At 63.2% G+C, this 25,916-nt stretch carries 20 protein-coding genes, 1 tRNA gene and 2 riboswitches; of the genes, 5 read left to right on the forward strand and 16 right to left on the reverse strand.

Annotated features, from left to right (window positions below):
- Window positions 1-1,002: 1,002 nt before the first annotated feature.
- Window positions 1,003-1,202, forward strand: a riboswitch (cobalamin riboswitch).
- 206 nt (window positions 1,203-1,408) lie between these two features.
- Window positions 1,409-3,439, forward strand: a complete 2,031-nt coding sequence (locus tag F1D61_RS13275; RefSeq protein ID WP_246775961.1) for a TonB-dependent receptor — start codon at window positions 1,409-1,411, stop codon at window positions 3,437-3,439.
- 46 nt (window positions 3,440-3,485) lie between these two features.
- A complete protein-coding gene (locus F1D61_RS13280; RefSeq protein WP_203158419.1) occupies window positions 3,486-4,532 on the forward strand; it encodes a HoxN/HupN/NixA family nickel/cobalt transporter in 1,047 nt (348 codons plus the stop codon).
- A gap of 152 nt (window positions 4,533-4,684) precedes the next feature.
- Here F1D61_RS13280 and F1D61_RS13285 read toward each other — a convergent pair whose 3' ends face one another.
- From F1D61_RS13285 to F1D61_RS13300, 4 genes are all read right to left on the reverse strand, one after another.
- Window positions 4,685-6,136, reverse strand: a complete 1,452-nt coding sequence (locus tag F1D61_RS13285; protein WP_203158420.1) for a diguanylate cyclase domain-containing protein — start codon at window positions 6,134-6,136, stop codon at window positions 4,685-4,687.
- Window positions 6,137-6,326: 190 nt separating this feature from the next.
- On the reverse strand, window positions 6,327-6,587 hold the full coding sequence (locus F1D61_RS13290) for a hypothetical protein (RefSeq protein ID WP_203158421.1): 261 nt from the start codon (window positions 6,585-6,587) through the stop codon (window positions 6,327-6,329).
- A 191-nt stretch (window positions 6,588-6,778) separates the two neighbouring features.
- Complete coding sequence (locus F1D61_RS13295; protein WP_203158422.1) at window positions 6,779-7,960, reverse strand: DUF1624 domain-containing protein; 1,182 nt, start codon at window positions 7,958-7,960, stop codon at window positions 6,779-6,781.
- Window positions 7,960-10,095 carry a TonB-dependent siderophore receptor gene (locus F1D61_RS13300; protein WP_246775861.1) on the reverse strand — a complete coding sequence of 712 codons (2,136 nt, stop codon included), beginning with the start codon at window positions 10,093-10,095 and terminating at the stop codon, window positions 7,960-7,962. Before F1D61_RS13300 ends, F1D61_RS13295 begins: the two co-directional genes overlap by 1 nt.
- 107 nt (window positions 10,096-10,202) lie before the next feature.
- A riboswitch (cobalamin riboswitch) is annotated at window positions 10,203-10,399 on the reverse strand.
- Between the two features lie 384 nt (window positions 10,400-10,783).
- Between F1D61_RS13300 and F1D61_RS13305 the strand changes: the two genes are divergently transcribed.
- Complete coding sequence (locus F1D61_RS13305; protein ID WP_203158423.1) at window positions 10,784-11,086, forward strand: hypothetical protein; 303 nt, start codon at window positions 10,784-10,786, stop codon at window positions 11,084-11,086.
- Window positions 11,087-11,111: 25 nt separating this feature from the next.
- On the opposite strand, the gene F1D61_RS13310 is transcribed toward F1D61_RS13305, so the two are convergent.
- The 6 genes from F1D61_RS13310 to F1D61_RS13335 form a co-directional block, all read right to left on the reverse strand.
- On the reverse strand, window positions 11,112-11,477 hold the full coding sequence (locus F1D61_RS13310) for a hypothetical protein (protein WP_203158424.1): 366 nt from the start codon (window positions 11,475-11,477) through the stop codon (window positions 11,112-11,114).
- Entirely contained in the window at window positions 11,474-12,664 is a 1,191-nt protein-coding gene (locus tag F1D61_RS13315; RefSeq protein ID WP_203158425.1) for a hypothetical protein, read from the reverse strand. The genes F1D61_RS13310 and F1D61_RS13315 overlap by 4 nt, the downstream gene beginning before the upstream one ends.
- Window positions 12,665-12,786: 122 nt before the next feature.
- Entirely contained in the window at window positions 12,787-13,209 is a 423-nt protein-coding gene (locus tag F1D61_RS13320; protein WP_203158426.1) for a hypothetical protein, read from the reverse strand.
- Window positions 13,210-13,670: 461 nt separating this feature from the next.
- On the reverse strand, window positions 13,671-14,195 hold the full coding sequence (locus tag F1D61_RS13325) for a hypothetical protein (RefSeq protein ID WP_203158427.1): 525 nt from the start codon (window positions 14,193-14,195) through the stop codon (window positions 13,671-13,673).
- Between the two features lie 754 nt (window positions 14,196-14,949).
- Window positions 14,950-15,189 carry a tyrosine-type recombinase/integrase gene (locus tag F1D61_RS13330; RefSeq protein WP_203158428.1) on the reverse strand — a complete coding sequence of 80 codons (240 nt, stop codon included), beginning with the start codon at window positions 15,187-15,189 and terminating at the stop codon, window positions 14,950-14,952.
- Window positions 15,190-15,426: 237 nt separating this feature from the next.
- The gene (locus F1D61_RS13335; protein WP_203158429.1) at window positions 15,427-17,562 is read right to left on the reverse strand and encodes a helix-turn-helix domain-containing protein; all 2,136 of its coding nucleotides are present in this window, start codon (window positions 17,560-17,562) and stop codon (window positions 15,427-15,429) included.
- Between the two features lie 704 nt (window positions 17,563-18,266).
- Here F1D61_RS13335 and F1D61_RS13340 point away from each other — a divergent pair.
- Window positions 18,267-19,322: a tyrosine-type recombinase/integrase gene (locus tag F1D61_RS13340; RefSeq protein WP_203158430.1), complete on the forward strand. Its 1,056-nt coding sequence runs from the start codon at window positions 18,267-18,269 to the stop codon at window positions 19,320-19,322.
- Between the two features lie 6 nt (window positions 19,323-19,328).
- Here the strand turns inward: F1D61_RS13340 and F1D61_RS13345 are convergent.
- A tRNA-Ser gene (locus F1D61_RS13345) sits at window positions 19,329-19,418 on the reverse strand.
- Between the two features lie 173 nt (window positions 19,419-19,591).
- On the opposite strand from F1D61_RS13345, the gene F1D61_RS13350 reads away from it, so the two are divergent.
- Window positions 19,592-19,969 (forward strand): VOC family protein, encoded by a 378-nt coding sequence (locus F1D61_RS13350; protein ID WP_203158431.1) that lies wholly within the window; start codon window positions 19,592-19,594, stop codon window positions 19,967-19,969.
- A 156-nt stretch (window positions 19,970-20,125) separates the two neighbouring features.
- Here F1D61_RS13350 and F1D61_RS13355 read toward each other — a convergent pair whose 3' ends face one another.
- From F1D61_RS13355 to F1D61_RS13375, 5 genes are all read right to left on the reverse strand, one after another.
- Window positions 20,126-21,589: an adenylate/guanylate cyclase domain-containing protein gene (locus F1D61_RS13355; RefSeq protein WP_246775863.1), complete on the reverse strand. Its 1,464-nt coding sequence runs from the start codon at window positions 21,587-21,589 to the stop codon at window positions 20,126-20,128.
- A 101-nt stretch (window positions 21,590-21,690) separates the two neighbouring features.
- Window positions 21,691-22,695, reverse strand: a complete 1,005-nt coding sequence (locus F1D61_RS13360) for a peptide ABC transporter ATP-binding protein (protein ID WP_203158432.1) — start codon at window positions 22,693-22,695, stop codon at window positions 21,691-21,693.
- Window positions 22,692-23,714 carry an ABC transporter ATP-binding protein gene (locus tag F1D61_RS13365; RefSeq protein WP_203158433.1) on the reverse strand — a complete coding sequence of 341 codons (1,023 nt, stop codon included), beginning with the start codon at window positions 23,712-23,714 and terminating at the stop codon, window positions 22,692-22,694. Before F1D61_RS13365 ends, F1D61_RS13360 begins: the two co-directional genes overlap by 4 nt.
- Window positions 23,715-23,722: 8 nt before the next feature.
- A complete protein-coding gene (locus tag F1D61_RS13370) occupies window positions 23,723-24,634 on the reverse strand; it encodes an ABC transporter permease subunit (RefSeq protein ID WP_203158434.1) in 912 nt (303 codons plus the stop codon).
- The gene (locus tag F1D61_RS13375) at window positions 24,631-25,641 is read right to left on the reverse strand and encodes an ABC transporter permease subunit (RefSeq protein WP_203158435.1); all 1,011 of its coding nucleotides are present in this window, start codon (window positions 25,639-25,641) and stop codon (window positions 24,631-24,633) included. Before F1D61_RS13375 ends, F1D61_RS13370 begins: the two co-directional genes overlap by 4 nt.
- Between the last annotated feature and the right edge of the window lie 275 nt (window positions 25,642-25,916).

Raw genomic sequence — 25,916 nt, forward strand, 5'->3', positions numbered from 1 at the left:
CGGTCCCTTGAAGTAGGGCAACGGCACGGCTCCCGGACCGACAGCGATCGGTGAAAGGCACGTAAATGATGATCCAGGCCGTTGTAGAATTTCGGCTGGATCACGTGGAGGTCGAGTTCGTCAATTCGCTCGATCCCACGAATGCCCCGAAAGGGGCGACCGTCATGGCATTCAAGCACCAGCATTGGGCAAGACCCGGTTGAGAAAGGGCTCCGACACTTCGTCGTCGAGCACTCACCCGGACCATCCCGACCAAGCACTTTACGAGGGTGCGCCAGAGATAGGGCTGCAATGCAGGTACAGGGTGACCGCCTGCCTCGGAGAGATCCGAGTAAGTAGCTGATTGACCGTTTCCGACTCAGTGCGAACGAAATTACATCTCCTCTTCCACAGCGCTTATTCGTTGAGCGTTGTGGAGGGGGAGAAAAGCGTAGGATCTAGTGCGAGACGAAGGAGATCGATCCAGAAGTTCTTCGAGAGCGGGTTGGAGGCGAAGTAGTTCCCCTCCCATGCGCGCCTGAAGTCCTCGGCGGAGGCGCGTAAGCGCAGTAGCCGAGGGCGAGGACGCCCGGTGAGGTCGAAGCCGAAGGCGTAGATCTCGCCGCAACGAGTTTTAGGAACAAAAACTTGAATTCGACGAACTCGTGCGATAGTTATTCCGACATCGGACCCGTAGAAAACAACACCGATTTTCTGCTAAGTACAACGAGTGCATGGAGGTGAGCAGGACTTCTGGCTTTCCATGAAGGCACATGGGAAGAACTCGTCGAGTTGGTAGCCCGGCAAAGCCTTTTTGGGTGCCGGAACGGCGGTCGTGCAACTGGAACAGCAGCGCTCAACCCCCTCAGTCGTACTCGCGCTCGGGTTCGGAGCCGCACACGGCTCATGATTACCTGCGCCCGTACAATCTCCCCCGGTGCTATCGAGCACGACCGCTGTGTCGCGGCCAGGGCACGGCTAACGGGATTGTTGGCCATCGCGTTGACGCCGAACACAATCCTCGCCAAGGGTTGTTTTGACGGTTCCCCTCGGGGATCAAAAGGGAACGCGGTGAGGCGCGCGAGCGCCAAGACCCCGGCTGCCCCCGCAACTGTGAACGGTGAGTCTTCCGCCACCAAGTCACTGGATGGAACCCATCCGGGAAGACGGCATGAAGGCAGCGACCCGTGAGCCAGGAGACCTGCCGTCAGTCGTGGTCACGCGCGAAGCGCGTCGGGCGGGGTGTCCTGGCGGGTGTCGATACGGGTCATCGGGATCCGGGCGGCCTTGTTCGCGGTGACGTGCCACTGCCGTTACCCAGGTCCCGCCCGTGCCTACTTCCCGCCTGTCGATAGCTCCATCGGTTTTTACGTGCGCCGCGGCGCTCCTGTTGGCTCCTCCCGCTGTCGCTCAGGAGGCGGCAGGCGAGATCCGCCTCGACGAGATCGAAGTCGCTGCGCCGCGGCCCGCGTCGTCCAGCGCTGCCGCCAGCGCCGGGTACGTCGGAGGCATCAGTGGGATCGGCGGCGGCCTTCGCCCTGTCGATGCTGCCAGCGCCGGGATCATCTCGGGCGCCCAGATCAACAGCCGCCCCGTCACCCGCCCGGGCGAGGTGCTGGAGGAAGTGCCGGGCCTGATCGTCACCCAGCATTCCGGCGAGGGCAAAGCCAACCAGTTCTTCCTCCGCGGCTTCAACCTCGACCACGGCACCGACATCGCCATCCACGTCGACGGCATGCCGGTGAACATGCGCACCCACGCCCACGGCCAGGGCTACGCCGACCTCAACTTCCTGATCCCCGAACTGGTCGGCGCGGTCGAATTCCACAAGGGACCGTACTTCGTCCGCGACGGCGACTTCGCCTCCGCGGGCTCGGTGCGGATCGACTACCTCGACAAGCTCGACCGGAACCTCGCCCTCACTACCCTCGGCAGCTTCGGCTTCAAGCGCGGGCTCTCGTCGGCCTCGGTGCCGCTCGGCGCGGGCAACCTCTTGGTGGCGGGCGAGGCGCAGACCTACGACGGGCCGTGGGTCGTGCCCGACGCCCTGCGCAAGCTCAACGGCGTCGCCCGCTACAGCCAGGGCACCGCGACGGACGGCTTCGCCGTCACCGGCATGGCGTATTGGGCCAAGTGGAACGCCACGAACCAGATCCCGGAGCGGGCGGTGGCGGAGGGGTTCATCGGCCGCTACGGCACCCTCGACCCGACCGATGGCGGCGACACCGGGCGCTTCTCGCTCTCCGGACGCTGGAGCCAGTCGGACGCGGGCGGCATCACGCGGGCCTCGGCCTACGTGATCCGCTACCAGATGAACCTCTGGAACAACTTCACCTACTTCCTCAACGACCCCATCAACGGCGACCAGTTCCGCCAGCGCGACGCCCGGGTGCTCGGTGGCGGCGAGATCAGCCGCGTCTTCCAGGGCGACCTGTTCGGGTTGCCGATGGAGAACGAGATCGGCGTGCAGACCCGCACCGACGACATCCGGGTCGGCCTGTTCAACACGACGGCGCGGCAGTACCGCTCGACCGTGCTCGACGATCGGGTGTTAGAGGCGAGCGCGGCCTTCTACTACGAGAACCGGGTGCGCTGGACCGACTGGCTGCGCACCAGCGTCGGCTTCCGGGCGGACGGCTACTATGCCGACGTCCGCTCCGACACGCCCGCGAACTCGGGCCGCGCCCGCGACAGCATCGTCAACCCGAAGCTCGGGGCGGTGTTCGGGCCGTGGGCGGATACCGAGATCTACCTGAACTACGGCGGCGGCTTCCACTCGAACGACGCCCGCGGCATCACCGCGACGGTCGATCCGGCGAGCCCTCTGTTCAACATCAGCCGCTCGCCCTTCCTGGTGCCCTCGACGGGCTACGAGGTCGGGATCCGCAACCGCTCGATCGCCGGGTTGGAGACCAGCCTCGCCCTGTTCCGACTCGACTTCGCCTCCGAGAACCTCTTCCAGGGCGACACCGGCACTACCGAGCCGAGCCGCCCGACGCGGCGCTTCGGCATCGAATGGAGCAACCACTACGCGATCACGCCCTGGCTGCGGCTGGAGGGCGATCTGACGATCACCAACGCGCGCTTCTCCGACCGCGATCCTGTCGGCCAGCGCGTGCCGGAGGCGCCGACCACCATCGCGTCGGCGGGCGTCACCTTCGGCGAAGGCCAGGGCTGGTTCGGCAGCTTGCGCTTCCGGTACTTCGGCCCCCGGCCGTTGATCGAGGACAACTCGGTGCGCTCGAAGCCGACCGCGCTGCTCAACGGTAGGATCGGCTACACCTTCGACAATGGCGTGAGCCTCGCCCTCGACGTGCTCAACCTGACGAACGCCAAGGCCGACCAGATCACCTACTACTACGAGTCCCGCCTGCCCGGAGAGGCCGCAGCCGTCGCCGATCGGCACTTTCACCCCGTCGAACCGACTGCGGTACGCCTGACCCTCGCGGGGCGGTTCTGACGGGCATTCCCTGACTGAGACGAGCCCTACCATCCGGAGCGGACCCTTGCTGCCCAATCCCTTCGACGATCAGCCTGCCCGTCTGAGGGTAAAGGTCGGGCTCGTCTACGCCGTCCTGATCGCCGCCAACATCGCGGCCTGGGCCGCGGCCTTCACGACCTTCGCCCACCAGCCCGTCCTGCTCTCGACCGCTTTCCTGGCCTACAGCTTCGGCCTGCGCCACGCCTTCGACGCCGACCACATCGCGGCCATCGACAACGTGGTGCGCAAGCTCATGCAGGAGGGCAAGAAGCCCCACGCGGTCGGCTTCTTCTTCTCCCTCGGCCACTCGACGATCGTCATCCTGGCCTCGGGCCTGATCGCCGTCACGGCTGGAGCGATGAAGGACAGCCTCGACCAGTTCCACGGCATTGGCGGCTTGATCGGCACGGCGGTCTCGGCGACCTTCCTGCTCGTCGTCGGCATCGCCAACCTGTTTATCCTGCGTGGTGTCTGGACCGCGTTCAGCCGCGTGCGCCGGGGCGGCAAGATCGTGGACGAGGATCTGGATGCGCTTCTTGCCGGGCGCGGGCTGCTGGCACGCGTGTTCCGCCGGATCTTCGGCGTGGTCTCGCGCTCGTGGCACATGTACCTGATCGGCTTCCTCTTCGGGCTGGGCTTCGACACCGCGACCGAGGTCGCCCTGCTCGGCATGTCCGCGACGCAGGCCACGCAGGGCCTGTCGTTCTGGTCAATCCTGATCTTCCCGGCGTTATTCACGGCGGGGATGACGCTCATGGACACCACCGACAGCGTACTGATGACCGGCGCCTACGGCTGGGCGCTCGACAACCCGATCCGCAAGCTCTGGTACAACCTGACAATCACAGCGGCCTCCGCGACGATCGCGCTGTTCATTGGCGGCCTGGAAGCTCTGGGCCTGATTGGCGACAAGCTCGGGCTTGAGGGCGGCGTGTGGCGGGTAGTAGGCACGCTCAACGATAACCTCGGCGAGGCAGGCTTCGCCGTCGTCGGCATCTTCGTGGTGGCGTGGATCGCCTCGATCATCGTCTACCGCGCCAAGGGGTACGATCGGCTCGAACCCGCTCGTTGAGAGCATGGTGTTGGATGGCCGACATCCGCAATGGAGGAAGCGGATCCTTGGCTGCGCCCCCTATGAACGCCAGTAGGTTCGCTGGTTCAGCCTGGATCGCGGGTAGTGGTCCCAGCTACGACTGGCATCGAGGCTTTCATCTACGGACACGTTCAACCTACCTGCCGGTGGTTCGCATCAACCCGGTAGGTCTGCGCCGTTCCCTTCCGCGAGCGTTTGGCGGCGTAGAGCGCCGCATCGGCCTGACGCAGGAGCATATCGCGGTCCTGCCCAGCCACACTCGACCACGCGATGCCGATCGTCCCCGTCACTCGGGCGATGTGACCCTGTCCGTCCATGACGATCTCAAGGTCGTGCAGGAGCCGCCGTACCTTCCGGTCGACTCCTACGCGATCGAGATCGGCCGATAACACGACCGCGAACTCGTCGCCGCCTAGCCGTGCTGGAAAGGATCGACCGTCGCATGAGGCGCGCAGCCGATCCGCGACCTTTCGCAATACTGCGTCGCCCGCGGCATGGCCGAGGGTGTCGTTGACGTCTTTGAAGCCGTCGAGGTCGATCAGAAGCACCGCTACGTCACCGTCCACGCTGCGTGCCTCGCGCAGCCGCGCATCGAGAACGCGGTGAAACTCGGCTCGGTTGGCCAGTTCGGTCAGGTCGTCGGTGCGGGCTTGGTGGCGCAGACGCTGTTCCAGGTTGTGCCGTTCGGTGATGTCCTGGATCAGGCCGATGAGAGCGACAGATCTGCCTTTAGCCAACTCGATCTCGCAGGAACATCGCACGCGCCGCACGTTGCCTTTGGCAGTCACGAAGTCGGCTTCCATCTCGAATGGCTCGCCCGTGTCCAGCGTGCGCATCACCGAGGCGACAAATGTGCTGCGGTCGGGCTCGGGAAAGTGGTTCATGATCTCGTCGCCGGGTACGCCGCCGCTGACGGGCCGCTCGTGGATGGCGAAGACGCCGTCCGACCAAGTGGTGGACTGCTTCTCGATGTCGTACCGGTACGATCCCATGTCGGCCATACGCTCGGCCTGCTTGAACTGGCGGCGCTCGCGCTCAAGCCGCTCAGCAGTAAGACGATGCTCTTCGGCGGTCTCGGCCGCGCGAAGGGCGACGGCCCGCGCCTCGATCAGAGCCTCGGCGAGGCAGGCCAGTTCCTCCAGAACTTCCAGGTCGGTCGGCGTCGGCTCGCGCGGCCGTTCGTCGAGCACGCAGAGCGTGCCGATCGTCACCACATCACCAGCAGGCCGCCGAGCCCGCACCGGCACACCCGCGTAGTAGCGGATGTGCGGTGCTCCTGTGACGAACGGGCTTTCGGCGAAGCGGGGGTCGAGGCGGGCGTCGGCCACCGTGAGCGGCGCTTCGGTCTCGACCACGACGGGGCAAAACGCCTGAGCCCGCACGGTCTCCGGTGCCAGGGGCCCGCAGCGTGCCTTGAACCACTGGCGCTCCGGGGCGATCAGGGTGATGGAGGACATGCCGGTGCCGAGCATACGTTGCGCGAGCTTCGCCAGCACATCGAACTCGCGCTCGGGCGGCGTGTCGAGGAGGGCGATCTCGGCCAACGCTTCTTGGCGAAGCGCCTCGCGCTGATTGTCCAACATGCGCCGTCTCACCATCACGTAGCCTCGCTGAGGCCAAATGCTGGCAGGGCTTAAACTGGCGGGATTAACCACCTGTAGCATCACCTAACGGCACTTCGAAGCTTGGAATGCACAATTTCCTCGCTGCCGGTATGAACCGTATGCTTACGGTTGAAAGCATGCATGCTGCACACGCGCTGCGTGGTCGTCGTCAGTGGGCTTCGGTGGGTGCCTTGCGGATGAAGGCCAGCACTTCGTTCAGGGGTAGTGATCCTGGGTATTCGGGGAAAGCGAGGCTTACAGGTGCACCCAGGGCCGTCATGATGTCCCGCAGCCCCTCAACCCAGGCACTGGCATCGGCCTGGGTCGCAAAGCCAGTGCGGACCATCGTTTTGTTCGGGTCAATGGTCACCGTGACGGAAAATCGGCCGTCCGGCATGTCGAAGATCTGGCAGCTCACACGACGGGCCATCTGCTCTTTCTAGGGTTTGATGTTTGCGAAGCAACAAATAATTTGCATGAGCTAGTTTTGAATTGGTCTAAATTTCTTTGAGATTGGCCTATTTTAAATTCTAGCATTGGCCAATCGCAGCCATCTTGATCGTGCGAGGGTTACGACAGTCGCGAGCATCCTCGACACGGTCAAGCTGGTTGAGTTCGATCCTAGAGATACTTCAGCCAAGCGATGTCGCGCCGCGACGCCTTGAAGCGCGAGAACCAAGCTGTCGGCAGGTAGAGGGGTACGATCAACCCGACATACCACACCAACACCCAGCCGTAGTTGGCGACGACGAACAGAGAGCCCTGCGTCGAGCCCCAGATCGCGTAGGCGGCGTGGTACAGCACCCGCAGCACCGTCAGGTGGAGCAGGTAGAAGAACATCGGGGCACCGCCGAACACCGCCAACGCCGTGACGACTGGAGCATCGCGCCTCCGCTCCAGCGCAACGAGGAGAAGCGCACCGATCCCGAGCGTCAGCAGCAGGAACAGCAGCGAGGTTGGGTACTTCGTCAGCGCGAAGAAGCTCATCGCCGTCCGCAGGGCGCTGCCGTCGACAACGAACCAGGGCTTGTCGCCGTAGCTGTTCGCGAGGCGCAGCAGCCCGAAGGCGACCAGCATCGTGCAGCCGAGCCCCACGAGACGCCGCTCGCGCGTGCGCGTCCCGACCCCGGGCAGGAACCACGGACCGATTGCGAAGCCGAGTACGATGACGCCGATCCACGCCAGCACCGGATAGGTCGTCTTCGCAACCAGTCCGAACGGCAGCGCGATCGTGTCGCGCTGGTGCAGCATGGCCCAGACGGGGAACAGCGCCTGATCGGGCTGGAGTTGGATTGGGTCGAGAAGGTTGTGACCGCAGACGATCAGGAGCCCGATCGCGAGGAGGACCGAGCGCGGCAGGCCGATCAGTGCCGCGAGGACGATCATGCACACGCCGATGCACCAGATCACCTGAAGCCAGAGGGTCGGGCTGGCCACCCCCCAGTACAGTTCGGAGAGGTAGAGGATTTCCAGGGCCATCAGCACGAGACCGCGCTTCACCAGATAGGCGCGTGTCTCTGCCCGTGTGTGCCGGGTGCTGAAGAGGAATGCGGCCACGCCCGTCAGCGCGACGAAGACGGGCGCGCACAGGCTGACCGCGAGGCGGGCCAGATACAGGGCTGGCAGGGCAGTCCTGGCGTCGATCGGATCGGCGACGGGCACGTGCAGGAACCACGTCTCGCGCAGGTGATCGAGGAGCATCAGCACCATCACCAGCCCGCGGAGCGCATCGACGGAGCCGATGCGTTCAGAGGTGAGCGGTGCACCTGTCGACGCCGGAAGCGTCCCTCGATGCACGCCCATCAGAAGCGAGCCGTCATGCTGACGGTCACGCGCCGAGGCTCGCCGACGCCGACCCAGAACGAGTTGTAGGAGCGCTCGTAGTAGGTTGCGTCGAAGATGTTGTCGACGTTCAGCCCGAAGCGCAGGTTCTCGTACCGGTAGTAGACCAGGGCGTCGGCGAGCACGTAGCCCGGCAGCCGGAACCGCTCGTTGCCGCTGTCGCCCAGGCGCGAGCCGACTGCCCGGACGCCGCCGCCGATCCCGAAGCCCTTCCAGTCGCCGCCCTGGACCTCATACACGCCGAGCAGACTGCCCGAGTGGCGCGGGATGTTGAGGAGCGGCGAGCCGATCCGCAGAACCTCGTCGTGCGTCACCGCCGCGTCGATGAAGGCGTAGCCGCCGATCACCCGGAACTCGGGCGTCACCTGCCCGACGAAGCTCAGGTCGAAGCCCTGGCTGCGCACGGCCCCCGCGGCGATCTGGAAGAAGAAGTCCTTGGGATCGGTGGTGAGGACGTTCTCCTTCTCAATGTGGAAGGCCGCGGCCGTCACGCTCAGGCCCGTGAAGAGGTCGAGCTTGGCCCCGACCTCGTAACCGAAGCCCGTCTCCGGGGCGAAGGGGCGTGTCGCACTGTCGAAGCCGGTGTTCGGACGGAAGGAGGCCGCCACGTTGCCGTAGAGCGAGAGGAAGGACAGCGGCTGATAGACGAGCCCGGCACGTGGCGAGAAGCCAGTGCGGTCCTGCTCGGTGCGTTCCCCACCGACCTTGTCGCGGAAGGTCTGGTTGTAGAAATCGGTGCGGTTGCCGAGCAGGAGCTTCCACTCCGGGCTCAGGGCGATCTGGTCCTGCGCGTAGACGGCGGTGTTGCCGACGTTCTCGCTGGCGCTGTAGCGGCGCGTGAAGGGCGGCTTGGGCTGGCCGTACACCGGGTTGAACAGGTCGAGCGCGAACGGGTCGATGCGCGGCGTTGAGCGCAGCAGGTTCTCGGTGCTGTTGTAGCGCTCGTGCTCCAGGCCGAGCAGCAGGGTGTGGGCGAACGGCCCGGTGTCGAAGCGCCCGACGAGTTCGGCTTGGCCGATGGCCACACCCCAGGTGAAGTCGTGGCGGCGGAACTCGCGGAGCAGGGTTCGCCCATCATCGAGCAGCCCGGTAGCGCCCGTCTGGAGACCAGTCAGGCTGCCGGTGTTGAAGTGGCCCGCGACCCGCAGGTTCCAGTCGGGGCTGAAGGCGTGCTCCAGCCGCACCTGCACGATCCCGCTCTCCGACACCGAGTTGTCACCCGGTTCGCCGAAGAACCGCGAGCGCGGGACGAGGCCGAGGCGGTCGTTCACCGCGACGGTGCCGCGGTCGAAGGTCTGGCGGTTACGCAGGTACTGCGTCTCGACGGTGAGCTTGGTGTCGGGGCTGATCTGCCAACTCACCACGGGCGCCGCCAGCACGCGGTCACCGTCGACGTAATCGCGAAAGCTGTCCTGGCGGGCGAGCGCGCCGTTGAAGCGGTAGAGGACAGTGCCGTCCTCGTTCAGGGGTCCGCCCGCATCGACGGTGGTGCGCGCCGTGCCGAAGCTGCCGAACAGGGTGCCCATCTCGACGAAGGGCAACGCCACGGGCTGCTTGGTAAGGATATTGACGGTGCCGCCCGGGTCGCTGCGCCCGTAGAGCGCCCCGCTCGGACCCTTCAGCACCTCGATCGACTGGACGTTCTGGGTATCGGGCGCGCCGTTGTAGCCGCGGGCGATGTTGAAGCCGTTCTGGAAGATGTCCTGGGTGGCGAAGCCCCGCACGGAGTAGAGGGCAAGGTTCTGGGCGCCGAAGTCGTTCTGCTTGCCGACCCCCGGGACGTAGTCGAGAGCGCGCTCCACGCGGGTAGCGGCGGTGTCGCGCAGCACCTCCCGGGGCACGACGTCGACCTGCTGGGGCAGGTCGCGCCGCGGCGTGATGGTCTTCGTGCCGCTGTAGAGTTCCTCGACGCGATAGCTGGGCGTCGCCGTGAAGGTGCCTTCGACCGAGATCGGGTCGAGCGGGATGGTGGCGTCAGCCGCCGCGGCGGGACTTGCGGGCTGGGCGTAGCTCGGGATGACGGTGATCACGGGCGTGATCGCGCAGGCGGCGACAGCGCAGCGCCGCAGCGACGAATGGAGACGGGGCGGGTTCACGGAGCCTCGGTGGACGGCAGTGGCACGTCACCGCGAACGAGGTCTCAGGCGGAGGCAGGCGCATCCGCTTCGACACCCATCAGGAAATCCCGCCCGACGTGTTTCGCGTGTGACCACGGCTGACGGCAGGTCTCCTGGCTCGCGGGTCAGCGCCTGCCACCGTCTTCCCGGGTGAGGCACCCAGTGACTTCGGTGGTGGAAGGCTCGCCGCTCACAGTTGCGGGTACAGCCGCGGCATCGGGCTCTCCGCCCTCACCGTGTTCCCTTTTGATCCTCCGGGGAGGAACCGTCCTGTCCAGGGAAGCCGATCAACCGGCGCGTCGTCAATGTCGCGATTCGCTTTACAGGGCATGTGTGTTCGGAGGGTGACAGCAACTACTCCCACTCAAACGCAGGTGATCAAGGTCGGCGCCCTCTTCGTGATCTTCCTGAAAAGATCAGCGTCACCCTGGACGGCGAAGTCGAACGCGATCGTTCCAGTCTCCATGTAGACCCTGTATCGCCAGTCGTTGTCGATGAAATGCACACACCACTCGCGCGTCCGATCAAGGAGTATCTGGTCGCTTGGGCCCGTAAACGTGAAACTACCGATGGCGGTATCGGCAACAGAGTTCATGCTGAAATTTGGCTTCATGATCAACCTAAATAACTTGACAGATATATTTATCCCACTTGCTCAATCCCGGCTATGCTCTACGGACACCAAATCATCGCGACCGCCAACGCCGTGATCGCCCTCGGCCTGACCCACTCGCATCAGTCGTTCTCTCTGAACTTCTGCGCGAGGGATCGCAGCTACCTTCGCGACTTCAAACGGCGCGGCGGTGCGACGGCGCGTGTCTCACCCCAAACGATGCTGGCTGTCAGATCACGGTTGGCCGAGGCGGCTTCCCTTCGCCCAGATCTCGCCTCCGAGATCGAGAAGATCGACGTGGCGATCGTCAGGGATATGCGTGTGGCCAATCTCCTGGGTCGTCGCTCGTACCGTTGATCCGACTTGCGGCTTGGTCGAAAACTTAGGTGTCCTTCGGCTCCTTCTTGAAAGTCACGATCCTCAGTGGCGGGCGTGATCTTTGAGCAGCCTCGGCGGCGTCCTCGAATTCGGCAAGCCGCTTTTCTAGGTGGGAGGCGTATGCACGTTCGTGCTCCAGATCAGTGACAAGAGAGGCGATCGTCGCCTCCGCTTCAAGGACCTCGACGCGTAGCGCTTCCAGTTCTATCTGTGTGCTGGCGCGTGCTCGAAGAACATCCACCAGACCCCGAAGAACTTCGAGGTTGTGCCGCATGACCGTCGTATGGTCTTCTGGACGCTGAAGCCTTGTTCGAACAACTTCCGCTCTCTCAAAGACCTTCAAGCCGAACGGCGGCCATGCCTTCATCATGCAAACTCGGCTGCCGATGCCGCCACTCCAAATTCCCGAACAAGGCTGTCGAGTTCTTCCTCGATCTCTGCGAGACTGAGTGGCTCCGGGGTGTCAAATTCATTGACGTCCGCGATATTCCAATCGTAGATGTCAAGCAGCTTGGCTGCCGCATTTACGCCAGCGATGCCGTTCGCGGGGCGGTCGTAGATTGCGATACCGTGGGCCGCGAGTTTGCTACGAGCAGCCGCAGCAAGATCTCGGGGAACTCGCCCATTGCCGCGTTGATGGAGCATGTGAAGGACCCAGCATCGAGAGGTTCGTCTCAGTTCGGCAATCAGACCGCGGCTGCGGCCAGTTTTGACCTCAACATACAGATTGCGCCCTACCAGCACGTCAGGGATTTTAGTCGAGAGGCAGTTATCGTAGCGGCGCCCGGCGTCGAGTAGCGCAGCCCCCGTGTTCAACACCACCAGGGACGGGTCGGCAAGTTCGAGTAGAAATGGCAATTGGTCAAACCGTTTCGCCCACCGCCGCACTAATGCTTCGACGATCTTCTGCTCGGGGAAGGACGAAACTGACTGCCAGATCGCCTCGTTGGTGGCGGCTGAGCAGTGGGCGCGAATGTAAGCAAAGGCGTCGCTGAGGTCGCGAGCCTCCTCGACCGTCTCGATCTTCATCACGAAGCGGGGATGCAGGAGGACGGGGTCGATGACCATCACGATCGCGATCTGCATCGGCGAGATGGTGCCCGGCAACTGCCGTAGAACGCGAACTCGGGCGCGGTCGGCGGGAATGCGAGACGCGAAGAGTTGGTAAAGCTCTCGATACAGAGCGGGGTTGGGTAGCGGACCGGGGCCGAGGCGCTTGAGAGTGCCGAGGAAGGCGTTCGGGACGACCTTGAAGATGGCCTCGACGATCTCGCGAGGCTTGAAGACCGCAAGGGCCCTGCCGATCACCGCCTGATCGGAGTCGGCGTTCCTGATGGCGGACGATACCTCGGCACTGCCAAGGCGGTTTGCGAGTGCCGCGGCACCCCCGGTCGCAATCTCCGCATACGCCAGGAACCTCGTCTGGCGGGCCAGATCGGATCCGTGAAGAGCCAGCCCAAGGTGTCCAGGATACACCGCGTCAAGTTCCACGGCGATTTGAAGGTAGGTCTCGCCAAAGGGGCGAGGCCCAAACTTACGTGCGCCTGTCGGGTTCAAGCGTAGCTCCGTGGATGTTCCGCTTGAACCAGCGTGATACAATTCCAAATTTCCGCAACGATTTCCGAGCGCGTAGAAACTACATAGCACCCGCTCGGTCTGGGTCCCGCGACGGCATGAAGCTATCGGGCGATAGGCTTCGACAAGCTCCAGTCGATAGCCAGCTTGCGGGCCTTAACCCCTCTGGCCGTCCCTCGCGCTTGCGCCAGGACTCGGTCAAGATCGGGCTCGCGCGCTGCCACTTCTTCGAACCGGATAAGGCGGGATAGGACCCGGGCCATGCTCTTCATCTTCGCTCTCGGCGGTGGATCCTCAAGGATGCATCTGACCGCCACGTAGGCCGACAGGACGCGCTGAGCGCGATGAATGCCCGCCGCAGCAAGGGCGACGATCACCTGCTGAAGCTCGACGGATAGCTCGGTGGTCGCTCTCAGCAGCGGGGTGACCTGATCTTGCTCCACGTCAACGAGGACGACTCCGGCGAGGTCGTATTCGCCGGTGAGAAGAAGCTCGGTGGCGGTGTCGGCCAGGGTGGCTACCATCATGCTCGACGATCTCGCGGCTACCGCGACAAGCGGGGTGATGCGATGCTTGAACGGGTCGTCGACCTTCTGGACGAGATTTACCGAGCAAAGGCGGCGTAACACCGGCGCCCAAACGATCGCCCGGTACAGTAGGCCGATCGATCATGGGACCAACCAACCGGAACCCTCCGGTTGGTTGGTCCTTCTTGGTGCGGCATGCACAAGTCTTCGCCTACAATAGCCTGCCGCCCCAAAATTCCTTCAATTGGTCCGGTTGGTACAGTTGGTTGAAGAGCTTTTTCGTGTCCGTCATTGAACGTTCAAGGAGACGTTTCGGGGCGGTTAGCCAGAAGTAGTGGCCGACTGTTTATGCCGAGGCACCGCACATCATCATTAAGGCCGCGTCGGCGACCTGTGTATCCCGTGATGAGCGTTCTTCCCGTCACCAACCGTTCGAGGCCAAGGCGGTAGTACACTGGGTCCTACTTTCCCGCTCGCTGGTCGATCCGCGCTCCGGCGTCGCGCAGGCGGTCTTCGTGCGAGCGTCCGTCCTCGAAATCAGAACCCCAAAATCGATCAGCGACCTCCGCGATCGGGACGATGTAGGGAGTTCTGTTCGAGATCTTTGCAAGTAATGCGTCGGGCTCATAGCCATGGCGGGCAGCAACACCTTCCTCGTGAGCGGCCTGCATCATGTCGACTACGCCGTCAGGTAGGCGTGAAACCCTTCTGAAGTCCATACGCGGATTGCACGCGTCCATGACCCCGAGCCATTCTGAGGCGGTGAGGAGGGGCATCTCGTCCTCGACCATGAACCGGTAGCGCTCACAGATCATGTCGATGCGCTCGGCCCGGGAGAGTCCCTCTCGGTCGACCCGCTTCTCGCACCGCACGTCCTTCAACGCGGCATAGAGGTGGTCTTTGCCTTTGAGCAGAAGCGAGATGTGCCGCTGCCGGTCGTCCTTCGGAACAGCCTTGGCCCGACCCTTCCGCTTCATCTCCACCACGTCCTACTCCCTGGTACTACCGATTAACACGGACAGGCTCGTAACAGGATCGTTCGGTCCTGCCAAGCGGTTGTCAACCACGGTACTACCTGCTGGAATGACGGCTACGTCGTATCCCTGATCGAACCAATCCCGGTCGTATCGCGGAGGGGTAATCCGCATAGATCGTTGCGGTGGCGATCTCACGCGCCTTGCTTCGATCGCTTCGATCGCTTCGGCCACGATCGTGGTGAGGCTCCTCGGATCGTCCTGCCCTACGATGCGCGCTGTGGCCGCCGATCCAGCCGTCCGCGCGTAGCTGGCTGATCGTAGACGTCGAGCGCCACGCCGATTATGGAGCCAGTGATTAGCGCCGACCGCTCGGGGCGACGATCATCGGGGGGGCCTTGCGAGATCGTCGGCATCATCGTCACCCGGGAGGTGCCCCGAACCCTGGCTCGGTCGCCATAGGGCCTGCCGGGACCGTCGCGGAGAACGTCGAAGGTAGCGCGCAGTGCGCTCGGCAGGACGTTGGTGGGCACGGTGGGCGCGATCGCCGCCGGGGCGGTGATCCCCGAGACCATCCACCAACGCTGTGCCGACTCCGCGTGCGCGGCCGTCACAAGCCGCCCGCGCACGCTCTGGGATTAAGCCACTACGAACAATAACGAATTGCCTTCAAGACCTCCTCCGGGCACCGAGCAGATCGACCTTGAAAACCGCCGTGGGGGCAACTCCACCGTGGGTTCGAATCCCACCCCTTCCGCCAGAAATTTCAATGACTTAGGTGAGATTGACCGACGCGAACTTCGTCGGACTCCGCCGTGTCTGTGCCCAGGCTTGTGCCGAGCTTTGCCATTGCGCGGTGGAGGTGATCGGTCACGAGATGCGAGTAGCGCATCGTCATGGTCACGGTTCGATGGCCGAGGATCGCCTGAAGAGCGGCAAGGTCGCCGGTTTTCATCAGGAAGACCGAGGCGAACCGGTGGCGGAGATCGTGACAGCGCCACGGCACGCCCGCACTGGTTCATGCTTTGACTGCCGCTAATGCGAGGATGAAAATTTATTCAGACGTCATCGTCGCCTGTTTTTCAGGAAAAACAAAACAGGCGACGCCATAATATGTGCCGATATCTGCTCAAGATGAGTATTGTTTCTATTTCGTTGGTCATCTTCGGCTGATCGGCCAAACATTTGTGCTATCCAACCCTTGTATTGTCCGAATGTATAATCATTTATTTTAGTATTTTATTCAATCATCTTCGCGTATATTGAGATATCTGTCCTGATTTCTATCAAAATATTCTTTCGCGGCTTCCGGTCTAAGCCGATACACACGCCGAGAATTTTCCTTCCTAATTCGGTCAAGCAATCCTCTCTCTTCCATTATCTTGCCACGTCGCCCGATAAGTTGGTAAGAACAATCTAACTCTTCAGCGATTTCCCGAGCGTAGAGATCCCGATTCTCTGTGTGCAAAGTCTCAAGCATGCCTAATTCGATTTCAGGCAGTAATAATTCGGGGCGTATATTGTTAATCACCTCACCGTAGCGTTGGGACAGATTGGTTACTTCACATTTTCCACTTTTGCATTTTGGGCAAAGCATATCAAAAAGAGCCAAACTCGACAGTTTATCTACGCCATAAACCTCACCGCAGTTGCCGCACTTAATTTCCTGATTGTGCTCCAAGTATCGCCTGAGTATATTGGTAAAATCAAAAAACCTCTCAACAAAATAGAGGCGAAACTCTCGACGTCCAACAGGGCGCCCAAATTCGATGCTATATTTGTTACACATTCCAAAATTGAGTGCGTATACGGAGACTTTTCGACCGTCCCTATCCTTCATCTCAAAATATTTCGTCATAAAAAAATTAAGTTCTAACGTCGAAAGGAGGTCGTCAAGTTCGCTAACGACATGGAAATGACTTGTTGGGGGTTGCCCGTGGATATCCTTAGTAACAGCGGACCCACGATAATTTCTTAGTTCGCGTGATCGTGTCACTATATCCTCTAGAAGTTCTTTTAAGCTGAACGCCGAGGATCTTTCGGAAAAGGTTTCTTGACGAAATTTCTGGATACCGAAAAACGGCTCAATTTTCTCATCGTAATATTTGACTGACGCATCTCTCACGGCCCGATTTGTCACCAATCTCGTATATGCAATGTGTGACTCCTGTAAATTATATAAAATATGTCCCAGCGTCCTCGGATTTCCCATGCTTGCGAAAAAAAGATTTTTTATTATCTCCTCATAATTTGATCTACAAAGATCTTCGAACGGAATTTTGCAAAAATATTTGATTCTGTTGTCTAGTAGTCTGGCTGTGAAATCCACCCCTTTTTCTTCCATTGTAATAACATCATTTGATCCATAAAGTTTAAAAAGATCGAGATAAATCTCATCCATCTTCAACGGATCTATCTTGCCGTAGTAAATTCTTCCAGGATATGCCGCAATTTTAAATTTGATGAGTTCGTTCGACCAGTTATTTAGAGGACTTAGTATCGCATCAACGAAAACACGCATTGCATCTTCAGGCAACTCTGAAAAATCATCGATGAATATAAACAGATTTCTCACTTCGATTACGTGCAAAATTTCTTGCAATTCTTCGATTATGCCTGTAATATTTAACGTGCGCATAAGCAGGCGCGAGTAGCTGTTTTCCGACTCTTGCTCAGCGCTGGATGCATTCTCTACATTAAAGCTCCCGGTCAATTCTGCACTGATAGCGCTTTCGCTGGCCGAGACTTTTCCCGAAGAGCTAAGCTTTGTCGCACCTGAAGCCTTAGCATTTTGCTTTTCTTTTTGGCCGTGATGTTGCAATGCGGTGATATCAGTTACCTGCACACTGAGAGATGTATCAATTAGTTCATCCAATCGCTCAAATATTTGAACTGGTCCTCGACCCATTTTATCTCGCAACTTGTTTAAAAAAGAATGTTCAATTTGTTTCCTCAATTCTGCTTTTATCTCGGATAAAACACTGCGCATAAATGATTTAAACAGCAATAGCTGCCTAATCGCGTCTTGGCTGAGCGCTGCGTTCTCGCCAGCCGCTTTCGCGAGAAGCGCTGGATCAACAGATGCCGATTCAAAAACCGTCTTGATATCCACATATGCTGAAACAGAACGTTTCTGCTTTCTGATTTCATGCTGCGCCCGCTGGAAAATCGTTGACTTACCCGTTCCTTTTCTGCCCACTAAAAATGTTGTATTTGATCGAAGAATAGTTTCCAGAGTCGCGTTGTTAGGTAAGGGATCGACGTAAAGCTGCTCAATCAGCGGTCGGTCCTTCTGATCGACTAATTCGGCCCGCCTATATAGTTTCAACGACTGAGCGGCGTCAGCGAATCCCTTAACAGTTTTTTTGTCATATGTCATGATTGGCCGAATCCAACGTAAGTTGGCGCCAGCTTAGGCATATGCAACCTTTTGTCAAGAAACGCTGAATACGTGAGGGGTTTGAAAGGTGCGATTTGAGTTAGTCAACATCGTCATTTGCTTAAATCATGAAAGTACCGGCGTGAATCTGAGTAATATTGCTACGAGCGCGAATTTTCTGGGAGCAGATATTATGAAATTTTCGCTCGTACTTTTGATTCTGACTCGAGCCTGAGATATGAAGTATTTTGTCGATGTAGGCAATAAATAAACAGTATATTAATATTATTCCTAAATAATTATATATAATCGATTTTCAGTAATTCATATACGAAACTATGGCGGTTAATATTTTTCTAAGTAGATACTTACGTGATTGTTATGTCCGCACGGCGGAAAAAATACCTGCCAAGTATTTGTAATATGCGAACTTTAAAAGCCGCGTAAATTGTCGGTTGCCGGACTCTGCCCGCAGTGCTCCTAGGTCCAAGGCGATGCTCGTTTAGGTACTTCGTGTACGAATTATAGAAAGGTGTGCTGCCGTTTCTGCACGATAGCTGAAAGTGATGGTCTGCCTGCCACTGTCCCCCTCCCTGCCGCTTCTCATCAGAATAACGCTTTCGACCCAGCGGGGGATCGAAAATAGTTGCCGGATTTCGCGATCGTGCGACCCTCGTTTGCTGAGCTTCAGCAGGAGGGGATGAGTGGCGTCGGTTTACAAGCGGGGGCAGACCTATTGGATCCGGTTCCAATGGCGCAGTCGAGAAGTTCGACGTTCGGCAAGAACGGCTTCCAAGGCCGTCGCCCAACAGTACCTCGCGCAGGTGCTAGAGGAGCACCGCCGCCTCGATCGCGGTGGTCGTCCACGCCGGAGCTACAAGGAAGCGCTTGAGAGGTTCGCGCTCGAGTTCATGCCCACCCTCCGACCCGCGACCCAACGTCGCTATCGGTCCAGTTTGCGGCTACTCGAACCTCACTTCGGTGACTGCTACCTCGACGAGATCAACAAGACCCGCCTGAGCGACTACGTGACCGCGCGGCGACGTGGCGGAGCTATGGGGGCAACTATCAGGCGTGACCTCGCCACCTTGAGCGGCGTTTGCTCCTGCGCAGTAGCTTGGGACTACATCGACCTCAACCCCGTTAAAGCTTTCGATAAGCGGCACATCAGGGAAGCGCCGCCGCGGACTTCCTTCCCGAGTAAGGCTGAGGTCGAGCGTCTCGTCGCACACGCTTCACCAATGGTCGGGCGGATCATCCGGTTCTTGGCCGCCACGGGCATGCGCCAGGAGGAGGCCGTTTCCCTGGAATGGTCGCAGGTCTCGATCGAGCGGCGCGAGATCCGCCTTACGAAAACCAAGACCTCGAGCCCGCGCGTTGTGCCGCTGAGCGACGAAGCCCTGACCGTCCTAGTCGGAACCCCTCGGCACATTACCCGGCACCACGTTTTCTGGAACGGCGACGGCCGCCGCTACACGCATTTTGCCAGTCAGTACCGTAATATCGCGAGGCGTGCGGGCGTGCCGTGGCGCTGTCACGATCTCCGCCACCGGTTCGCCTCGGTCTTCCTGATGAAAACCGGCGACCTTGCCGCTCTTCAGGCGATCCTCGGCCATCGAACCGTGACCATGACGATGCGCTACTCGCATCTCGTGACCGATCACCTCCACCGCGCAATGGCAAAGCTCGGCACAAGCCTGGGCACAGACACGGCGGAGTCCGACGAAGTTCGCGTCGGTCAATCTCACCTAAGTCATTGAAATTTCTGGCGGAAGGGGTGGGATTCGAACCCACGGTGGAGTTGCCCCCACGGCGGTTTTCAAGACCGCTGCCTTAAACCACTCGGCCACCCTTCCGAACCGGCTGCGGGCGCTTGCGAACCCGCCGCGGGCGCCTCTGGCCCGGGCCTCTTCTGTAGGGCGCGGCGCGGGATTGCGTCAACCGGGGCCGGTCCGCCTATCGCACGGCGCGGCGGCGACGTACGGTGCGGGCCGGGACGAGCGGCGCGCCGCGCCGGAGGGAGACCCGCATGGGCTACGTGTACGACCATCTCCACCTGCGCAGCCGGGACGCGGTGGCGGCGGCGCGGTTCTACGGCGAGGTGCTGGGCGCCCGGGAGACCGGGCGCGAGGGCGGCGAGAGCCCGAGCCGGATCATCCTGGATCTCGGCGGGATGCGGATGTTCATCGAGCAGGCGCCCGAGGGCACCGGGCCGGCCGCCGTGCCGCCGCATCGCGGCATCGAGCATATCGGGCTTCGCGTCGAGGACATCGAGGCGACGGTGGCGGATCTCGCCGCCCGCGGCATCCCCCTGGTCTCGGGCATCACCGACGTGAAGCCGGGCCTGCGGATCGCCTTCTTCGAGGGACCGGACGGCGTGCGCATCGAGGTGCTGCAGCGCGGCTGACCCCGCCTCCGCCCGGGCCGGTCCCGAACCTTATACCAATGGCCCAAGATGCTGACGCATCGGGCCACTGAGCCATCTCGAATTGTCTATGCCAAGCCAGAGGCTTGACGAAAATTCGAGAACGGAACCAAAGGTCGTTTCCGACGACCGTTGGTATTACTCGGCGACGTGGACCACGATCGGCTGGGTGCGGCCGCGCAGGGTCAGGGGCAGCGAGCGGGTGAAGCGGGCCGCCACCTCCGGCCCGGCCGCCGCGAGGCAGCATTCGGAGGCGAGGATGCGGCCGCCGACCTCGCGGGTGGCGGCCTGCAGGCGGCTCGCGACGTTGACGACGTCGCCGATCACCGTGAACTCGATCCGCTGGTCGGCGCCGATGTTGCCGATCACCACCGGGCCGCAATGCACGCCGACCGCGACCCGGATCGGCGGCGCCCCGCGGGCCGCGCGCTTGGCGGTCCAGGCGTCGATCTCGCGCTGGAGGTCGACCGCGCAGGCCACCGCCCGGGCGGCCCCGTCGCCGCGCCCGTCGAGGCCGCCGAAGGTCGCCATGAAGCCGTCGCCGAGGAACTTGTCGAGGGTTCCGGCATGGCGGAACACCACCTTGCAGCTGCGCTCGCGAAAGCCGCGCAGCAGCGCGAAGGCGCGCTCCGGCTCCAGGTCCTCGCTCAACCCGGTGAAGCCGACCATGTCGGCGAACAACACCGCCACCACCCGGGTCTGCGGCGTACCGAAGCCCGCATGGGCCCGGGCCGCCAGGGCGTCGGCGACGTCGGGCGAGACGTAGCGGGCGAGGTCGGACCGCACCACCTCGGCGCGTACCTGCGCCAGCATCGTGCCCCGGCCCCGCCACACCGCGATGGCGAGCAGCAGGGTGAACAGGCCGGTGACGATGGCTTGCGTCCATAGCGGGGTCAGGCCGACATAGGCCGGGTCGAGGAAGACCCGCAACGCCGCCTCGGCGCTCAACGACCCGTCGTGGACGGTGTCGGCGAAGCGCACGGTATCCGCGCGGCCGTAGACCAGCCAGACGCCGGACGACCAGATCGCCACGATCCAGGTGCCGGTCCAGAGCACCGCGACCGGCCAGTAGGTCAGCGCCGCCTCGCCCAGCAGCAGCAGCACGTAGAGGAATTCCGGGGTGCGCAGGCGGGTCTGAATCGGCCAGTCGACCCCGAGCCCGGCCGGCGGCGGCATGATGATCGCCGTGGTCATCAGCGCGATGTCGAGGAGTGTGAAGCCGAGCTTGATCGGCCCCGCCCATCGGTGGCGGCGGAGCCGGTAGGGCACGTAGCCGAGGAGGAAGAACAGGCCGGCGACGGCGAGGTAGTACAGGTTGCGCGGCCAGGGCACGAGGATCAGGAGCCACAGCGACACCACCAGGATGGCGACGGCGCGGGCCCGGAACGCGAAGGCGAGGCCGGCGAGCTCGGCGGCGCGCACGTTCTCGGCCAGCCGCCCGCGGGCCCGGGGCGGCAGCTTTCCGGCGAGCCAGTGGCGCAGGCGCGCGACCCGCAGGCTGGTGCGGAAGGCGAGCATGCGGGCGAGGCTCGTTCGGGCGAGGCCCGAGGCCTTCGGCTCGGACAGGGGCGGCGGCTCGGCCGCCGCGATGGGCTCACTCACGGATCAGGTCGCCAGGCTCCCGCTCTTCCCCATGATGGTAGGGCATGCGGCGGCGCAGCGAAGCCCCCGGGCGTTGAATTGACCGTGATGCGGGGGCCCCCTCAGCCCGCGAGCGCGCGTCCGGCGGCCGGAACCCCCTCCGACAGATCCTCGGCATAATGGCAGGCCACCGCCCGGCCGGCGACGGGCCGCGGCTCTGGGCGCTCCTCGCGGCAGCGCGCCGTGGCATGGGGGCAGCGGGTCGAGAACACGCAGCCGGCCGGGGGAGCGAGCGGCGACGGCAATTCGCCCCGCAGCACGATCCGCTCGCGGGTCCGCGGCCCGACGCCCGGCGTCGCCGCCATCAGGGCCCGGGTGTAGGGGTGGAGGGGGCGGGCATAGATCGCCTCCTTGGGCCCCTGCTCCATGGCCAGCCCGAGATACATCACCAGCACGTCGTGGGCGATGTGGCGCACCACGCCGAGATCGTGGGAGATGAACAGGTAGGCCAGCCCCAGCTCCGCTTGCAGGTCGGCGAGCAGGTTCAGCACCTGGGCCTGGATCGACACGTCGAGGGCCGAGACCGGCTCGTCGGCGACGACGAGCTTGGGCGACAGCATCAGCGCCCGGGCGATGGCGATGCGCTGGCGCTGGCCGCCGGAGAACATGTGCGGGTAGCGCGCATCGTGCTCGGGGCGCAGGCCCACCTTGGCCATCATCGCCTGCACCCGCTCGCGGCGCTCGGCTCCCGACAATCCGGTATTGATCGCGAGCGGCTGCTCCAGGATTGCGCCGACGCGCTTGCGCGGATTGAGCGAGCCGTAGGGATTCTGGAACACCAGCTGCACGGTGCGGCGCAGGCGGCGGCGCTCCGACGACGGCGTGTCGACGGCGTCGATCCCGTCGAGGATGAGGTCGCCGTCGGAGGGCGGCTCGATCAGCGTCACCATCCGGGCGAGGGTCGACTTGCCGCAGCCGGATTCGCCGACCACCGCCAGGGTCCGGCCGGGCTCGATCGAGAACGAGATGCCGCCGACCGCCTGGAGCCGGGCCGGCCGACGAAACAGCCCGCGGCGGATCTCGTAGGTCTGGCGGAGATCGTCGGCGACGACGACGGGGGGGCTCAACGGACGGCCTCCGCGCTGGCGCCGACGGGATGGTCCTGGCGGATGCGGGCCTCGCGCGACGGATCGTCGAGCGGATAGTGGCAGCGCACGAAACCGTCCTGCCACGGCCGCAGCGCCGGGCGCTGTTCCCGCGAATGATCGGTGGCGTAGGTGCAGCGCGGCGAGAACAGGCAGCCGCGCGGGCGGTCGTAGAGGCCCGGCACCACGCCCGGGATGGTGGCGAGCCGCCCGCCCTCGCTGCGCTCGGGCAAAGCCGCCAGCAGGGCCGCGGTGTAGGGGTGCTGGGGCGAGGCGAAGAGCGCGTCGGCGCGCCTCTCCTCCATCACCTGGCCGGCATACATCACCATCATCCGGTCGGCGGTCTCGGCGACCACGCCCATGTTGTGGGTGATGAGAACGAGCGCCATGCCGCGCTCGCGCTGGAGCGAGAGCAGCAGGTCGAGGATCTGGGCCTGGATGGTGACGTCGAGGGCGGTCGTCGGCTCGTCGGCGATGAGGAGCTTCGGGTTGCAGGCGATCGCCATGGCGATCATCACCCGCTGGTTCATGCCGCCGGAGAGCTGGTGCGGGTAGGACGACAGCCGGCTCTCGGCCGCCGGGATGCCGACCTGCTCCAGGAGCTCGATCGCCCGCTTCCTCGCCGCCTTGCGGTCGAGGCCGAGATGCTGGCGCAAGCTCTCGGTGATCTGGAAGCCGATCGTGAAGCAGGGGTTGAGGCTGGTGGTCGGCTCCTGGAAGATCATCGCCACGTCGCGGCCGGTGAGGCGGCGGCGCTCGCGCGCCGGCATGCCGAGCAGGTCGCGCCCGGCGAAGGCGAGGCGGTCGGCGGAGACCCGGCCCGGATAGGCGACGAGGCCCATCAGCGCCATCATGGTCACGCTCTTGCCCGAGCCCGATTCGCCGACGACGCCGAGCACCTCCCCCTCCTCCAGGGTCAGGCTGACGCCGTCGACGGCCTGGAGCGTGCCGCCGGCGGAGGGGAATTCGACGGAGAGGTTGGTGATCTCGAGGAGCGGCATGGGTCGCCTCACCGCTTCAGCTTGGGGTCGAGGGCGTCGCGAAGACCGTCGCCGACGAGGTTGAAGGCGAGCACGGTGATCAGGATGATCAGGCCCGGGAAGGTCACCACCCACCAGGCGCGGAGCACGAATTCGCGGGCATCCGCCAGCATCGTGCCCCATTCCGGCGCGGGCGGCTGGGCACCGAGGCCCAGGAAGCCCAGAGCCGCCGCGTCGAGGATCGCGGTCGAGACGCCGAGGGAGGCCTGGACGATGAGGGGGGCGGCGCAGTTCGGCAGCACCTCGCCCACCATCAGCCGCAGGGGGCCGGCCCCGCCGACCCGGGCCGCCGTCACGTAGTCCTTCGACTTTTCCGCGATCACCGCCGCGCGGGCGATGCGGACGTAATGCGGCAGCACCACCACGGCGACCGCCAGCATCGCGTTCATCAGCCCGGGGCCGAGGATCGCCACGATGACGATGGCCAGTAGCAGCGACGGCAGGGTCAGGATGATGTCCATCACCCGCATGATGACGATGCCGACGGCGCCGCCGACGAAGCCCGCGACCAGCCCCAGCATCGTGCCGACGAGGATCGACACCGTCACGACGGCAAGGCCGATCGACAGCGACAGCCGGGCGCCGTGGATCAGGCGCGAGAGGATGTCGCGGCCGATCGCGTCGGTGCCCAGCGGATAGGTGAGCGTGCCGCCCTCCTGCCAGAACGGCGGCTTGAGGAAGGCCGCGGCGTTGGTGAGGTTCGGCGGGTGCGGGGCGATGAGATCGGCGAAGACCGCCATCAGCAGCACCGCGACGATGATCGCGAGCCCGATCACCGCGCCCGTATTGGCGCAGAAGCTCGTCCAGAACTCGGCGAGCGGGTGCGGCGGGCCGGCGGGGGAAGCCGAGGCGGCGGGAGTATCGAGGAGTTCGGCGCTCATCGGGCGTGCCGGATGCGGGGGTTCACGAGGCCGTAGGCGAGGTCGACGAGGAGGTTCACCGCCATCACCACCGCGCCGATCAGCAGGATGCCGCCCTGGAGGACGGGATAGTCGCGCCGGCCGATCGCCTCGATCAGCCACTTGCCGATGCCGGGCCAGGAGAAGATCGTCTCGGTCAGGATCGCGCCGGTGAACAGCACGCCGACCTGCAGCCCGATCACCGTGACGACCGGGATGAGCGCGTTGCGCAAGGCGTGCAGCCCGACGATGCGCCAGGACGGCAGGCCCTTGGCCCGGGCGGTGCGTATGTAATCCTCGCCGAGCACCTCCAGCATCGCCGAGCGGGTCATGCGGGCGATGACCGCGAGCGGCACCGTGCCCAGCACCACCGCCGGCAGGATCAGGTGGCCGAGGGCCGATCGGAAGGCGCCGGATTCGTCCGACAGAAGCGTGTCGATCAGCAGGAAGCCGGTCACCGGCTCGATGAAGTACTGCACGTCGATGCGGCCCGAGACCGGTGTCCAGCCGAGCTGCACCGAGAACAGCAGGATCAGCAGCAGGCCCCACCAGAAGATCGGCATCGAGTAGCCGGTGAGCGACAGCCCCATCACCCCGTGGTCGAAGACCGAGTTCCGTTTCAGCGCCGCCAGGATGCCGGCCGGCAGGCCGACGAGGAGCGCGAACAGGATCGCGCAGACCCCGAGCTCGATCGTCGCCGGAAACAGGCTGGCGAATTCCGCGATCACCGGCTCCTTGGTGCTGATCGAGCGGCCGAGATCGCCGTGCGCCAGCCGCTCGAGATAGATGCCGTATTGCACGAGCAGGGGCTTGTCGAAGCCGTACTCGGCGCGGAGCGCCGCGTGCCGCGCCGGATCGATGCCCCGCTCCCCCGCCATCGTCTCGATCGGGTCGCCGGGCACCAGGCGGATCAGGAAGAACGCCACCAGGGTGATCCCCAGGAAGGTCGGGATCACCAGGGACGCGCGGGTCAGGAGGAAGCGGAGCACGCGGGCGCCCTCTGTGAACGGCTCAGAATGCTACGCATCGGCGAACGCTGGCAATGCGTGCTGGCATCGGGATTTGTGGAATCGCTCCGACAGGATGCCCACCCTCCGGGTCATTCCGGGGCCGCGAAAGTGGATCCCGGAATCCAGACCCTCGGATGGCTCCGACGCAGGCTGATCGCGTCCCGCCTCATCCTGAACGTCCTGCGGTTCTGGATCCCGGGCTCCGCTGTCGCGGCCCCGGGATGACTCGGAGGGTATCAGTCTTGTGGAGTGAG

Origin of the sequence: Methylobacterium aquaticum (assembly GCF_016804325.1) — a bacterium.
Lineage (GTDB): Bacteria > Pseudomonadota > Alphaproteobacteria > Rhizobiales > Beijerinckiaceae > Methylobacterium > Methylobacterium aquaticum_C.